The sequence below is a fragment of the Arenibacter sp. F20364 genome, assembly GCF_023015905.1.
Lineage (GTDB): Bacteria > Bacteroidota > Bacteroidia > Flavobacteriales > Flavobacteriaceae > Arenibacter.
This window is the reverse complement of record NZ_JALKBD010000001.1, coordinates 109,187-122,072: the sequence shown is the minus strand read 5'-3', so window position 1 is coordinate 122,072 and position 12,886 is coordinate 109,187. Positions and strand designations below refer to the sequence as shown.

The following is a 12,886-nucleotide window of genomic DNA, read 5'->3' as shown; positions in this document are numbered from 1 at the left end:
TCCCATTTCATAAATTTAAGTTAGGGAATCGATGGAGAATTTTTTCACGCATCTTACAGGTTTACAGGCAATTGGAACGGTCCTTGGAGTAGTTCAAGTACTATTGGCCAGAAATAATAACATCCACAATTATTTATTTGGGATTGCTTCCATTCTTATAGGCGTCTGGGTACTATACCAAACAAAACTGTATGCGGATATTATACTCCATCTATACTATTTGGTGATGAGTATCTACGGTTGGCTTTATTGGAAGTATGGTAGACAAAAAGAAGAAACTCCTATTACTTACGCTAATAAGGCGGAACAAATAAAGGCAGTTGGTATTGTGATCGCCTGTTTTACACTTATGGTCTACTGGCTCCGATATCATACCAATTCGGATGTTCCTATATGGGATGCCGCAGTTAGTGCCTTTGCTTGGGCGGGAATGTGGCTTATGGCCAAAAGAAAAATGGAAAATTGGATTTACTTAAATATTAGTAACATTATTTCCATCCCACTGCTCATATACAAAGAATTATACATTTATGCCGGGTTGACCATTTTCTTGTTTACGGTGGGTACCTCGGGATATTTTAAATGGAGAAAAATAGTTATGCATGATACAAGTAGACAAACAGCAGGAGCTTAGGAAACTTTGTTTTGGTGAAACGGTTTTTCCGTCGGAAGTGCTGGATTGGATCAAAGAAGAGAACCTTTGGAATATATGGGTTCCCAAAACTTATGGAGGTCTTGAATTATCACTTAGCGAGGGGCTGTCCAAGCTTAGGGAGTTGGCCAGGCTAGACGCCAGTCTTGGATGGACAATAACTCTATGTAGCGGAGCCAATTATTTTATTGGCAATCTACAGCAATGCATGGCTCGGGATATTTTTATGAATACGGGTACCTCCGCTTGTTTGGGAGGAAGTGGAGGTGTTTCGGGAACGGCCGAAATAGTGGATGATCATTTTAGAATTTCGGGTAAATGGCGCTATGCCACCGGAGCTCCCTACCTCACACATTTTACCTTAAACGCGGAAATTCTGGAAAACGGGGTCCAATTGCGAAACGGGGACGGGTCGTCCAAAGTGCTATCATTTGTTATTCCCAAAGAGGCAGTACAGGTAATCGAAGACTGGAATACCATGGGTTTAAAGGCTACGGCTACCCATTCTTTTGAAATTAATGGTTTTATGGCCCATAAAAATTGCAGTTTCGTCTACAATGAGTGCCATCTGCCTCACTCTATTTTTAAAATTCCATTTGCCCTTTTTGCCGATTTAACGCTATGGGTAAATTATATTGGCATGGCTGAACATTTGTTGGAAGAAGTTTCAGCCAATATTGTTACTGGGCGATTGGATGAATTGAAAAATACGCTCATAGAGTCCTGTGATAAAATTACCTTTTATGCCATCGAAATTGAGAGAAGGATTGAGGAAAAAGGAGTTTTTAAAACGGATTATATTGGGAAAATACACAATGACGCCATGCATTCCGTGAAAAGTATATCAAGGAATATTATTGAAATCTTTCCTTATTTGGGCGTGAAGGCAAGTACAAACGGCCAGGAGTTGAACCAAATTTTTTGTGATTATTTTACAGCGACACAGCATCATATTTTTACAAAGGATTAAATGAGCCAGGTAAAAAGTAAACTTAAAGATTCATCCAATAGGTAAGTTTAAATACCAAAGCCCTATTCTTGCTTGTAAAATTGGAAGGGAAATAATTTTCGGTATAGACAATATAGAAATCGGAAGCTGGTTTATATCTCCATTGAAACCTGGCATTCAAATTCATGTTTTCGGTTAAGTTATTGTATTGATAATAACCAGTAAAGAACAACTTATCCGTAAAGGTAACATCCAACTTTGGTCCTAGAAGAAACAACTCTGCACTGCCATAATCTTCATCCAATTTAAGATTGTTATAGTCAAAGCTCATGGCAATATTTACATAAGGTTGAAAGCGCATATCCAGCTGTCCCGATATATTTAGATTAGTGCCATTGTAAAAGCCGCCATAAGTGGAATTAATTAAGAAGTTCATTTTCTTAACAGTATTGCTCTGATAGGAAGCGGAAATAGTATTCCATCTGTATTCCTCACCCTTTAAAAATTTTCTTGATTCCGTATTGTTCACGGGGTTAAAATCAACGGTTAATTGTTGAAAAATATGTGCGAAATCGAAGGTCAGGTTTGCGGAATTTTTAAAATCGAAGACGTAGCCTACGGCAAATTCCCGATCAACCAAATTACCGTTGGGTAAATAGGTGTCGTTTATTCTGGTTTGGGGCCCGGAATAAAGCAAACTGTTGTTCTCGGGGTAAATTTTATAGGCCACTTCCGAATAATAGCCCATTTGTCCGGGATAGACCATGCTCCCCGGGACATACCCAACTTCGGCATTAAAGTTTTTATTTACGAAGAAGGTTCCAAAATTGGCTAAAAGACTACGGTCCGAATACTGAAAAAAGGCGGAACCGGACATAGTTTTTGCTATATTTCTATCGTCGAAGGATTGGGCCAGGAAGGAGCTATGATACCATCTGTTATCTTTACTTCTTAGCACTAAATCAGCATCTAGTACCCTATTGTATGTGTTTGGTCTCAGGCGATCATCTAGTGTAGGTCTACCGAAAATACTGGGATGGTAATACTTCAAGGAATCACTTTCCGAAACCCCCAAACTTTCTTTGTTCACAAAAGTCATGGAAAAACTGGATTGTTCGTGAAACATTCTTTGTACGGTGGCCACGGTATAGTTTTGGGCGGGTAGTCCCAATTCCAACATTTTTTTTGTGTGCATGTTCATAAGCCCTAAGCGCCATTTCTGGTTTATGGTGCCACTGAGTCTAGCACCGTACATGATTGGTACTTTTTGGGAAAGCCCGGCCGTGTCCTGAATAATGCCGATACGTCTGGAGAAAAATGGTCGGGCAGAATCAAAACCGGCATTGTCAAAAAGATCGCTGTTTTCCAAGAAAAATTGCCGGCGTTCCGGGAACCTAAATTCGAAGCGGGATAGATTAAGGATTTGCTCATCAACTTCTATTTGGGAGAAATCAGGATTCACCGTGAGATCCAAATTCATGGAAGGGCTTATACTCACTTTGGCATCGAATCCGGTCTGTAGTTCTGTAGAGGATTCTTTGGGATCTACCTCCCGATCTTCAAAGGCACCTCCAGAAACATAAGGAATAAGTGAAATGTTGGAACTGGCCTTCGGAATAGGATCCTCCCATACCAGCTGCCCTGCATAAGCAAAGGTACCCGTATAGAATTGTCTGGGCGTGCGTACCCAGGCCGACTTTATATTTCGTTTTTTGTCCAACCGATCGAAAGTGACATTCCATTCTTTTACATCACTCTTGTACTTAAAACTTTTAAACGGGATTGCCAATTCGGCAATCCACTTGTCCTTGTACCTAACTACTTTGGAGTACCACTTATTATCCCAGTATATATTAAAGGCATTTTCTCCATTTCCGCCGCTGGATACTGTTCCTTCCCTTTGTGCACCAATGGCGGTGACATTAAAAAAATAGCCGTTTAAGCGATCATTGTAAGGCCCAAATATAAAGGAAACATTATCGTTGACAGCGTAGTTGAAATCTCTTCTAAGGGTGCTTACGACATCTGGAGTGTCATCGTCATAGCACACAAAAGATACATAAAGAAACTCGTCGTTGTAAGTCATGCGAGCCTCTGTTTGAAATGGGGACGGCAAACTATCTACGGGAAAGTTTTGGTACCAGTCGTCGGCTACGTCGGCTTCCTTCCAAGCATTTTCATTCAGCGCCCCATCCAATACAATTTCACCTTGGAATTTTTTGATTTTCAATTTTGTACCAGGCAAGTTTTGGGCATAAATTATTGAAGATAAAAAAAGCAAGGTCAAATGTAGGCAACACTTCATTTGTTCCGGATTTTATGGTTGGTTTGTGGTCTATGAAACTAAAGATAAACTTTTTATAGCGATTATATCCATCGTTATCCTATGGAATAAGTCATTATTTGTCTTCACGGTACTGCTCCAGAAATAGCATAATCTACCTCCGGTTGATAGAAGTTAAATAATAGAAAAATTGTAAATGCCCCTTTGCCCTAGGCGGGAGGAACAAAAGTAGTCTGTTTGAGGGGGAATTGTTATCTATCCAATGGTAGTGGAAACCATGATTTAAAAGAAAGTCAATTACCTCAGGGCGAGCCCTTGAGGCATCAGAAGGAAACTACTAATAACATTTCGACGCCCGCCTGAAAGAAACAGCCAGTCAAGCGTCGGAGCATTTAAATCTCGATTATCGGGTAAAAAAGTAGGGGTGATATAGGTTTTCCTTAATTCTTTTGCAGGGCCACCAGCTCCTCCAAGACTTCCTGCGCCTCAGCATATTTTTTATCGCTTTCCGATCTGTTAATGCTGGAAAGTGTATGCCATTCCTTCATAAGGGTATTGTATTTTTCTTGAAGCTTTTCTACTTTGGATTTTTTTTTGAATATTCCGAACATGACTAATCTTTTAGGTGTTTTGTTATTTTAGAACTCAGGGGACTAGTATTGGAAAAGAAGTAATCGACCAAATTTCCCTTGGCGTCCACAAGATATTTTTGAAAATTCCATTTTACCGACGAACTTTTTAGGCCGTTAAAGCCTTTGTGGGTAAGCCATTTGTATAAAGGATGCTGATTTTGACCTTTGATATCGATTTTTTCGGTTATTAGGAATTTTACCCCATAGTTCACTTCACAAAAAGATTCAATTTCTTCTGCGCTGCCTGGTTCTTGCCCCCCAAATTGATTGCATGGCAATCCAATGACCACAAGCTTATCCTTATATGTTTCATGAAGTTCCTGTAACTTTTGGTATTGGGGGGTAAAGCGACATTTGGAAGCCACATTTACAAATAGAATATGCTTTCCTTCAAAGTCTTTCAAACTTATGGGCACACCGCCTAAGCTATTTATTTCAATGTCATAGAGCAATTGCAAATCCATCTTGACTTTGGATTTGGAATTGGAGAATAGGGTTGCGGCAAATATTTTTAAGGGGTTCATGAATTAAATTTTAAAGCTTACAATTCCACAATCCATTTCAAATATTTGCCCTGAGATCGAGGATGCTTTTTCCGACAATAAAAATTCGGCCATTTCCGCAACTTCTTTAGGGTTTAGGAATTTTTTTAATGGATGACGCTCTTTAATATTTTCGATCATCTTATCATTTCGTAAAAGCTTTGAAGCCAATTGGGTATCTGTAACAGTGGGTGCTATAGCGTTAATCCGAAGGGATGGCGCCAATTCTGCACCAAGGGATTTTACCAAACCTTCCACTCCGCATTTTGCAGCTGCAATACTGGCATGGTAGGGCATACCTAGTTTGGAAGCCACCGTACTAAAGAGTAAGACCGAAGGTCGTTCTGCTTTTTTAAGCACATCCAAATACTTTTGAAGGGCCTTTACGGCGCCAATTACGTTTAATTCATAATCTTGCCTAAAGTCATCCAGGCTTAAACGTCCAAAGGGTTTTAAATTGATACTTCCAGGACAGTATACCAACGAATCTATGGCCGCAATTTCAGGGAGTTCATCCTTTAAAATGTCACAACCCATATGCGTTAAATTAGTATGGGTTTCTTCTGGTGAAGACCTACTTATATTGATTACTTTATGTGTATCCAAAAAAGTGTTCACAATAGCCTTCCCTATTCCCTTACTCCCTCCTATAACAACTATTGTTTTCATTTTTTTTGCCGTCTTATGCGTTTGTTGTCAAGTGTTTACCCTTTAATCTTTTTTCTACTTTTCGTTTTATAACGGTCAAGCGTTTCATGATGTCCATAATTTTATCATCTTTCTTACGCTTATAAATTTCGTTCAAACCCAAGATCAAGGATTTTGCTTTTCTTGAAATTTCAATTCTATCGCTTGTAGAAAGCGATCTTAGTTTTCTTTGTTCAAATTCTAATGCTTCGTTAATGAGGTCCATAATTTTAATTTTTAAGATAGTTTTGTAATTCTGCTATTTTTGATGGAGTATTGAATTTTCCTCCATAATAGGAGGTTACCGTTGCGGAGGATTCATCTCTAATACCTCTGGAAGAGACACATAAATGTTTGGCATCGATGATGACGGCAACGTTTTCAGTCCCCAAAATACTCTTCAAATCATCGGCGATTTGATTGGTAAGGCGTTCCTGCACTTGTGGGCGCTTTGCATAGTACTGAACAATTCTGTTCAGCTTGGATAATCCAATAACTTTGCCCGAAGAGATATATGCTAGATGGGCTTTACCAATTATCGGTACAAAATGATGTTCGCAATTGGAGTAGAAGGTAATGTTCTTCTCCACCAACATTTGATTATATCGATATTTGTTGTCGAATAATGCAATCTTCGGTTTGTTGGCCGGATTTAATCCAGAGAAAATTTCATCGATATACATTTTGGCAACCCGTTCCGGAGTACCTTTTAAGGAATCATCGGTTAGATCCAAGCCCATGACATCCATAATTTCTTGAAAAAGTAGGGCAATACGTTGTTTTTTCTCGGTGTCTGAAATTTTGAAAGCGTCAGGTTTCATTGGAGTTTCCAATCCCGTATACAAATGGTCGTCTCCAATATCCGTATGGGAAAAACCATTTAACTTGTGGTCATTTTTATTTTTTAAAGCTAAGGTCTCTGTGTTCATAATATCTTTTTTATGTGCTGTACTTATGTGCTCATTCCATAAGGCAAAGCAACATTATCGTTTTGAAATTGAATTATTCGTTATCTGTTTTTGTCTAGAGCATTTAAAGCGCCCTTTTTCAAAGGTTCTTAGTTGTTGGTGTTTGGTAGTCCTTCCTTTAACTCGTATACGCCACATTTTAAAACTTCTGGGCTTCATTTCTTTTCGCATGAGTTTTATAACTTCTGTTTCGGAAATTGAAAACTGATACGTAATAGCTTCAAAGGGAGTCCTGTCTTCCCAAGCCATTTCAATAATTCTGTCTATATCCCTTTCGCTTAAATTCATTTGAAATTCAAAAATTGATATTTGGTCTCATATTTTGCTTTAAGTCTTAAAAGCTTTCTAAGGAAGGATTTATTATTTTTAAAATAATGATCCTCCCTAAAGTGGATAAAGCGGCCTTGTGCATAAATACTACTGCAGTTGCTTTTGTAAATAACCAATTGATAATAGGGGATTACCCATGTAAAATTTCTTAGTCCGTTAAGTATTCTTAATAGTATTCCAAAGGGGCGCAGTTCTATATTGGCATAGGTGGCGTCGAAGGTGGTATTTAAAAAGGACTTCATATTTGGACTAGCTTCTTCGATGATCATTCTTGAAGAACCTACTCCTTTGAGTTGAATAGTCTTTAATAGGCCAAAAGGCTTCCCTACCAAATCATTAATAAGTAAGGAATCATCTTTATTGCTATGTGAAGTCTCTAATATCATCTTTCTCTCAAACGGTACTCAAATATACATAATGTTTAACTATTTTAAAAAAAAGTTAAACATAATTGGATTCTATTTTCTTATGACGTTATAGGCTATAACTATGTAAAAAAAAGTCTAATCGGCGACCAATTTATTGATCAGCCCATTGAAGATAATGCCATGAAATGGATATACGCTGTACCAATACAATCTTCCAGCAAGTCCTCGTGGCCTAAAGGTTGCAGTTTGTTTAAGGAGCCCGTCTTCAATCTTAAATTCGAGCCAAGCTTCTCCTGGGAGCTTCATTTCGGCATATAGCAGTAGCTTTTTTTCTTTTTTATCACTGAAAATAACTCGCCAAAAATCTAGGGCGTCGCCTGCGTCCAATTCGGAAATATGGGTTCTTCCCCTGCGTAGTCCTATCCCGCCGACCAACTTGTCCAGATATCCTCTTGTTTTCCATAGAAAGTTCCCGTAGTACCATCCCGTTGTACCTCCAATAGACCAAATCTTGCTAATGGTTACCTGCTCATTTTCGACTTTACGCTCTTTATAATCTTTAAAACATCCGTATTTGGGAACATTAACATATTTGTGTAAACTATTCTTTAGACGACCACTGCTCACCATGGAGTCTTTCCAACTGGATACAATACTGTTCTGCTCAATTTTTTCAAAAGCCAATTCCACAGCCTCTTTGTAGGTTATGGGGTTCACCTCTAATAATTGGTTGATATTGCTGGGTTTCCCAACAATCTGCACACCCATGCTATCAACTAGTGCTGTAGCCAATTTGTATGAGGTGGAGGTTACAAAATAAAGCCAATATGAAGAAAGTTTTGGCGTCATGACAGGAACTGTTAAAATATAGCGTTTTAATCCCCTTGCTTTTGCAAACTCCAAAAGCATTTGCTTATAGGTCAAAATTTCTGGACCAAAAATGTCATATGAGGTGTTGTAAAGTTCTTTTCTTCCTTTTGCCCGTGATAAAAAGGCCAATACATCCCTTACCGCCAATGGTTGTGTTTTGGTATTTAGCCATTTTGGGGCTACCATTACCGGCAATTTTTCTACTAGGTCCCTAATAATTTCAAAAGAAGAACTTCCTGATCCTACAATAATTCCTGCCTTAAAAACTGTAAGTGCGTACGTATCTGCAGACAAAATTTCTTCCACATTTTTTCTGGACTGCAAATGTTTAGAAAGTTGTTTTTCGTTGGTAATACCACTTAAATAAATAACTTGCTTTAATTGGGTATTTGCAAAGTAGGCCTTGAAATTGGCAGCACAAGCTGCTTCCAAACGTTCAAAATTACTGGAAGAATTGGACATGGAGTGGATTAAATAATACGCAACATCAATGTCTTTAGGTATATTAATTAGTGTTTCAGGTTTTAAAAAATCTGCCTCGACAACACTTATATGTTCATCATCAAGATAGTTTTTGTCCGCCCTCAACTTATCCCTTACAGCGCAGACCACATCATGACCTTCGTTGCTTAATATTGGAATCAATCTTTTTCCAATATAGCCAGTGGCGCCGGTAACGAGAATTTTCATATTATACAGTGTTTTGAGATGTATTTTTTGGTCTTTGGTATGCCAACCTAGTTTTTAAATTTGGTATGGCGTATCCGTCAAGTCCGTTAATGGTCGCAATTTTTGCTTTAGATAAATTAAGGAAACCGTCCTTTTGAAGTAACTGGTCATCTACGAACAGATGCTTAATTTCTCCGATCATGAGTATGGTATTGTTCGCCTTTAAAGAATACTCTTCAAGATAGCCCATTGCTATTTTAAGGGGCGATGCCTTAACAAAAGGCGCTGGAAAATTTTTCCTGTAATCCTCCTCCAAGTTTGTTGCATCAAATTCTGAAATATTAGCTGCGTATTTGGCTGAGGTATGATGGGCATCCTCCAGCACAGGCTCATGAATTTGATTTAGGGTAAACGACCCAGTTTTTTTGATATTGTTGTAGGTATTTCTGACCACAGTGGTAGGCCTAAAAATAAGTCCCAAAAGGGCCGGATCGGAACCGATATGTGTAACCGAACTAAACACGGCCAAATTGGAAACGCCTTCAGGGGATTTGGTGCCAACCAGATTTGCGGATTTGTATCCAGAACAACTATTGATGAGGTTAATTCTGAATAAACGATCCATTTTTTGAAAGTCCCGTTGGTCAAAATGTGTCATTACAAATGATTAAAATTATTGATCTTAATGTTGCTGGCCTTTAAATCGAACATAAGGTTGTACAGACCAAAAAATGTCCGATTAATATATATGAAATGTTTGGACCCTCTATTGCCATTCATTTTTCGTAATTCGGTATTCTTCGAATATCGTTGTCCCAATTCCGTAATTTTCCCAAAAAAATCACCATCTGAAAAGTCGAAATTTTCTACATGAAACGGTTGGGTGAACAGGCTTAGCAGTTCATGGAACATCTCCGTGAAGAATGTGATTTCTTCTTTGGTATCGTCTTTGCGTAAAATTTCCAATTCGTATAATTTGGATACAAAGAATTTGTGGTCGGTAATATTTTCTGGTTTGGCCAGCTCAAAATAAGGGATATAAAATTCATTCGGAATAATTTTCATACAGCCAAAATCCAAGGCAATCAATTTACTTTCCTTGGATACTAGGAAATTTCCTGGGTGTGGGTCGGCATGTACTTTTCTCAACTTATGTATTTGGAACATATAAAAGTCCCATAATGCCTGTCCCAATTGATTGGCTTTCTCCTGGTCGGTATTATAGGCTGTAAACTCTGAAAGGTGTTCACCTTGCATAAAGTCCATGGTAATAATACGGTCAGAGGATAATTCTTCGTAATATTGAGGAAACAAAAGGTTGGGAATGTATGAGCAGGCATCAGCAATTTCCTTGCTCTGTTCCATTTCCAGCACATAATTTGTTTCCTCTATTAACTTTCCTTCAACTTCCTTAAAATACTTGTCCGAATCTTTGCCTTTAATGTTAAACATTTTAATAGCAATAGGTTTAACTAGGGCCAAGTCGGAGGCTATACTCTCGGCAACTCCAGGATATTGGATTTTCACAGCAAGTTTTTTCCCATATTTTGCTGCTTCATGGACTTGGCCAATGCTGGCAGCGTTTACTGAAGTTGTGTTGAAGGAATCAAATAATTCATTTGGCAGCTTGCCAAAATAATCTTTAAAAGTTTTAAGCACCAAAGGGGGCGACAAAGGGGGTACCGAAAACTGGGCCAAGGAAAATTTTTCCACATAGGCCTGTGGCATTATGCTTTTTTCCATACTCAGCATTTGAGCCACTTTTAGAGCACTTCCCTTTAGCTGTTTAAGGCTGTCATAAATATCTTCAGCGTTGCTCTCGTTAAGCCGGGTTCGGGCTTCAAGCTCAGTTTTAGTGAATTTGTCCCCGTAGTATTTAAGATAATTAACCCCAACGCGAGCGCCCGTGGATACTAATTTTGAGGCACGATGTATTTTTGAAACAGGTATATTGTCGATTGTTTTCATCTACAGGTTTTATTTAGTGTGCATTTTTTCCTTGAATATGAATTTTCCAAAGTCGAGCACACTTTTAAGAGGCGCGATATTTAAAATATCAAAACTAGTGTTGACAGATTTCTCTATAAAGATATCGGTCTTTTCAAAGGCAGCTGAGGTGTCGTCAATCCAGAATTTAATGGTCAATAACAATTGCAGCCAGGCCGATTCTTGCAAGGCTCGACGTTGAATTTTGTCTACTTGCTCTTGTTTAATATCCAAAGTTTCAATATCCAGATCCTCTATATAGGAGGTGAAGCCAATTTTAAGTTCTGATAGCAGTGTTAGTCCTTTGAGGCCATTTTTATGCTGATGCAGTGCATATATTACATAACTTCTATTGGCAGTTAAATTTTCGAAAAAGGTAAAGTAAAAGCTCAATAATTTATTTCGGGCATCGAAGGATTTGTAATCCTCACTTTTTTCCAAAATGGAAACGGTATTGTTAAAAAAAGCTTTGAAAATGTGTTTTTCGATAGCCTCAAAAGAGCCGAAAAATGCATAGAATTTTGATTCTTCAAAGTTGTTGGCTTTTGCAAAGGCATAAACCGATTTTGGGTTTTCGTTATGTTCAAGGACATAATCCATATAAGATGAAATAATGTCGTTTTCTGAAATTGTTTTCTTTTTTGCCATGACTATCAATTGTATGGCACAAGATACAAAATGTTTAACGTTTTAAATATAATATTAAACAAAATTTAACTTGGTTTTAGGGAAGGGACCTTTTAAATGCCCAAGAATCTTTACGGGCGTAGTTAGCAAGTCCCTGTAGCACAATTATGGTATAGGGATTTCTATCCAAACTGCTTCTAAGAATAATTTACATGGATGAAGCTTGTAGAATATTTAAATTCGTTAAAGCTTTTTTAAATTAAAGTTTTTGGACCAAATGATCTATTTGGGAAAAACCAATAATAGTTTTGGGCAAATCTTTTTGATTAATTTCTTCAAGCATTTTTCCTAATATCCAAAGCTCGGAAGTACTGTCCTTCAGCAGCAAATCATGAAAATCTTCTAGATAGGCCATAATGTTGTCTTTGTCCGGTTGTACAGTAAAATAGGAAACAAATACAATATTGTCATATAATGGCACTAAATCCTTTAAGCTAAAAATAGGGATGCTTTGTCCAAGAAAAATAGCTTGATACCCTTTTGAGAGGATTTCATAATTGAGAAACATTAGCCCCAATTCATGTATTTCGTTGTCTGGAAGATATAGGACAAAGGTTTTGGAGGCATTGGTAGGCGTACTGAATTGCAACTTTTCTGTATTTACCAAAATCTTTTGCTTAATCAGGGCGCAAATAAAATGTTCATGGGAGGGTGTTATTGTATCTGTTTGCCATAGTAGCCCCAATTCCGTTAATAAAGGGATAAAATCTTCATAGAAGATTTCCCTGAAGGATTTTTCTTTTAATAGGGAATTGTAAGTCTTAAAGAATTGGCTCTGGTCAAAATTCATCATGGACATTTTAAAGGAATTCAAAACATGTCCGTTGTTGCTTTGTTCAGAAACTAAATCCCTTACTACCATGGGGATTTTTTCCTCGCCTAACTGCGATATTTTGGAAATTTTATAGCCGTTGTTATAGAGAAAAGTTACGTTAAGTAGTTTTTGAAGGTTCTCTATATTGTAACATCTTATGTTGGTGTCCGTTCTATTTGGTTGAAAAAGATTATAGCGCTTTTCCCATATTCTAATAGTGTGCGCCTTAATACCTGAAAGATTTTCAAGGTCTTTGATGCTGAAGTTACTTTTAACGTTGTTCATCAATTTAAATAAAAAGTTAAACAAAAGTATGGTTTTTCTAGTCAATTTCAAAGTTTTGGGTGAAGCTTAATTTATATGATATGGGTTTGTGTATGTTTCCATATGAGATAATGGAAATAGGGGGAATGCTTTCTAAATACCGGATTTCTATATTTGTTGTAGA

15 protein-coding genes are annotated in these 12,886 nt (G+C 37.7%); 2 read left to right on the top strand and 13 right to left on the bottom strand.

Annotation, left to right across the window (positions count from 1 at the left end):
- Positions 1-31 precede the first annotated feature (31 nt).
- Positions 32-634: a nicotinamide riboside transporter PnuC gene (pnuC, locus tag MWU84_RS00495; RefSeq protein ID WP_246896416.1), complete on the top strand. Its 603-nt coding sequence runs from the start codon at positions 32-34 to the stop codon at positions 632-634.
- Positions 603-1,622: an acyl-CoA dehydrogenase gene (locus MWU84_RS00490; protein ID WP_246896414.1), complete on the top strand. Its 1,020-nt coding sequence runs from the start codon at positions 603-605 to the stop codon at positions 1,620-1,622. The genes pnuC and MWU84_RS00490 overlap by 32 nt, the downstream gene beginning before the upstream one ends.
- Positions 1,623-1,644: 22 nt before the next feature.
- Here MWU84_RS00490 and MWU84_RS00485 read toward each other — a convergent pair whose 3' ends face one another.
- The 13 genes from MWU84_RS00485 to MWU84_RS00425 all read right to left on the bottom strand — a co-directional run bounded on the left by MWU84_RS00485 (position 1,645) and on the right by MWU84_RS00425 (position 12,723).
- A complete protein-coding gene (locus MWU84_RS00485) occupies positions 1,645-3,831 on the bottom strand; it encodes a DUF5916 domain-containing protein (protein ID WP_246896410.1) in 2,187 nt (728 codons plus the stop codon).
- A gap of 494 nt (positions 3,832-4,325) precedes the next feature.
- Positions 4,326-4,496 carry a Lacal_2735 family protein gene (locus tag MWU84_RS00480; protein ID WP_246896408.1) on the bottom strand — a complete coding sequence of 57 codons (171 nt, stop codon included), beginning with the start codon at positions 4,494-4,496 and terminating at the stop codon, positions 4,326-4,328.
- Between the two features lie 2 nt (positions 4,497-4,498).
- Positions 4,499-5,041, bottom strand: coding sequence for a glutathione peroxidase (locus MWU84_RS00475; protein WP_246896406.1), 543 nt, complete (start codon positions 5,039-5,041; stop codon positions 4,499-4,501).
- A 3-nt stretch (positions 5,042-5,044) separates the two neighbouring features.
- Positions 5,045-5,728, bottom strand: a complete 684-nt coding sequence (locus MWU84_RS00470; RefSeq protein WP_246896404.1) for an SDR family oxidoreductase — start codon at positions 5,726-5,728, stop codon at positions 5,045-5,047.
- 13 nt (positions 5,729-5,741) lie between these two features.
- Positions 5,742-5,972, bottom strand: coding sequence for a hypothetical protein (locus tag MWU84_RS00465; protein WP_246896402.1), 231 nt, complete (start codon positions 5,970-5,972; stop codon positions 5,742-5,744).
- Between the two features lie 4 nt (positions 5,973-5,976).
- The gene (folE, locus tag MWU84_RS00460; protein ID WP_246896400.1) at positions 5,977-6,675 is read right to left on the bottom strand and encodes a GTP cyclohydrolase I FolE; all 699 of its coding nucleotides are present in this window, start codon (positions 6,673-6,675) and stop codon (positions 5,977-5,979) included.
- A gap of 54 nt (positions 6,676-6,729) precedes the next feature.
- Entirely contained in the window at positions 6,730-7,002 is a 273-nt protein-coding gene (locus MWU84_RS00455) for a TIGR03643 family protein (protein ID WP_246896387.1), read from the bottom strand.
- Positions 6,999-7,430, bottom strand: a complete 432-nt coding sequence (locus tag MWU84_RS00450; RefSeq protein WP_246896378.1) for a hypothetical protein — start codon at positions 7,428-7,430, stop codon at positions 6,999-7,001. The genes MWU84_RS00455 and MWU84_RS00450 overlap by 4 nt, the downstream gene beginning before the upstream one ends.
- 117 nt (positions 7,431-7,547) lie before the next feature.
- Positions 7,548-8,972 carry an SDR family oxidoreductase gene (locus MWU84_RS00445; protein ID WP_246896374.1) on the bottom strand — a complete coding sequence of 475 codons (1,425 nt, stop codon included), beginning with the start codon at positions 8,970-8,972 and terminating at the stop codon, positions 7,548-7,550.
- Position 8,973: 1 nt separating this feature from the next.
- Complete coding sequence (locus MWU84_RS00440) at positions 8,974-9,609, bottom strand: flavin reductase (protein WP_246896372.1); 636 nt, start codon at positions 9,607-9,609, stop codon at positions 8,974-8,976.
- The gene (locus tag MWU84_RS00435; protein WP_246896362.1) at positions 9,609-10,919 is read right to left on the bottom strand and encodes an AarF/UbiB family protein; all 1,311 of its coding nucleotides are present in this window, start codon (positions 10,917-10,919) and stop codon (positions 9,609-9,611) included. The genes MWU84_RS00440 and MWU84_RS00435 overlap by 1 nt, the downstream gene beginning before the upstream one ends.
- 9 nt (positions 10,920-10,928) lie before the next feature.
- A complete protein-coding gene (locus MWU84_RS00430) occupies positions 10,929-11,585 on the bottom strand; it encodes a TetR family transcriptional regulator C-terminal domain-containing protein (protein ID WP_246896360.1) in 657 nt (218 codons plus the stop codon).
- A gap of 238 nt (positions 11,586-11,823) precedes the next feature.
- Entirely contained in the window at positions 11,824-12,723 is a 900-nt protein-coding gene (locus MWU84_RS00425; protein WP_246896358.1) for a MerR family transcriptional regulator, read from the bottom strand.
- Positions 12,724-12,886: the final 163 nt, after the last annotated feature.

Coding starts and splice junctions, on each gene's coding strand:
- MWU84_RS00450 (WP_246896378.1), bottom strand. CDS start 7,430: ATGATATTAGAGACTTCACATAGCAATAAAGATGATTCCTTACTTATT.
- MWU84_RS00430 (WP_246896360.1), bottom strand. CDS start 11,585: ATGGCAAAAAAGAAAACAATTTCAGAAAACGACATTATTTCATCTTAT.
- MWU84_RS00490 (WP_246896414.1), top strand. CDS start 603: ATGATACAAGTAGACAAACAGCAGGAGCTTAGGAAACTTTGTTTTGGT.
- MWU84_RS00475 (WP_246896406.1), bottom strand. CDS start 5,041: ATGAACCCCTTAAAAATATTTGCCGCAACCCTATTCTCCAATTCCAAA.
- MWU84_RS00480 (WP_246896408.1), bottom strand. CDS start 4,496: ATGTTCGGAATATTCAAAAAAAAATCCAAAGTAGAAAAGCTTCAAGAA.
- folE (WP_246896400.1), bottom strand. CDS start 6,675: ATGAACACAGAGACCTTAGCTTTAAAAAATAAAAATGACCACAAGTTA.
- MWU84_RS00465 (WP_246896402.1), bottom strand. CDS start 5,972: ATGGACCTCATTAACGAAGCATTAGAATTTGAACAAAGAAAACTAAGA.
- MWU84_RS00470 (WP_246896404.1), bottom strand. CDS start 5,728: ATGAAAACAATAGTTGTTATAGGAGGGAGTAAGGGAATAGGGAAGGCT.
- MWU84_RS00440 (WP_246896372.1), bottom strand. CDS start 9,609: ATGACACATTTTGACCAACGGGACTTTCAAAAAATGGATCGTTTATTC.
- MWU84_RS00425 (WP_246896358.1), bottom strand. CDS start 12,723: ATGAACAACGTTAAAAGTAACTTCAGCATCAAAGACCTTGAAAATCTT.
- MWU84_RS00435 (WP_246896362.1), bottom strand. CDS start 10,919: ATGAAAACAATCGACAATATACCTGTTTCAAAAATACATCGTGCCTCA.
- MWU84_RS00445 (WP_246896374.1), bottom strand. CDS start 8,972: ATGAAAATTCTCGTTACCGGCGCCACTGGCTATATTGGAAAAAGATTG.
- pnuC (WP_246896416.1), top strand. CDS start 32: ATGGAGAATTTTTTCACGCATCTTACAGGTTTACAGGCAATTGGAACG.
- MWU84_RS00455 (WP_246896387.1), bottom strand. CDS start 7,002: ATGAATTTAAGCGAAAGGGATATAGACAGAATTATTGAAATGGCTTGG.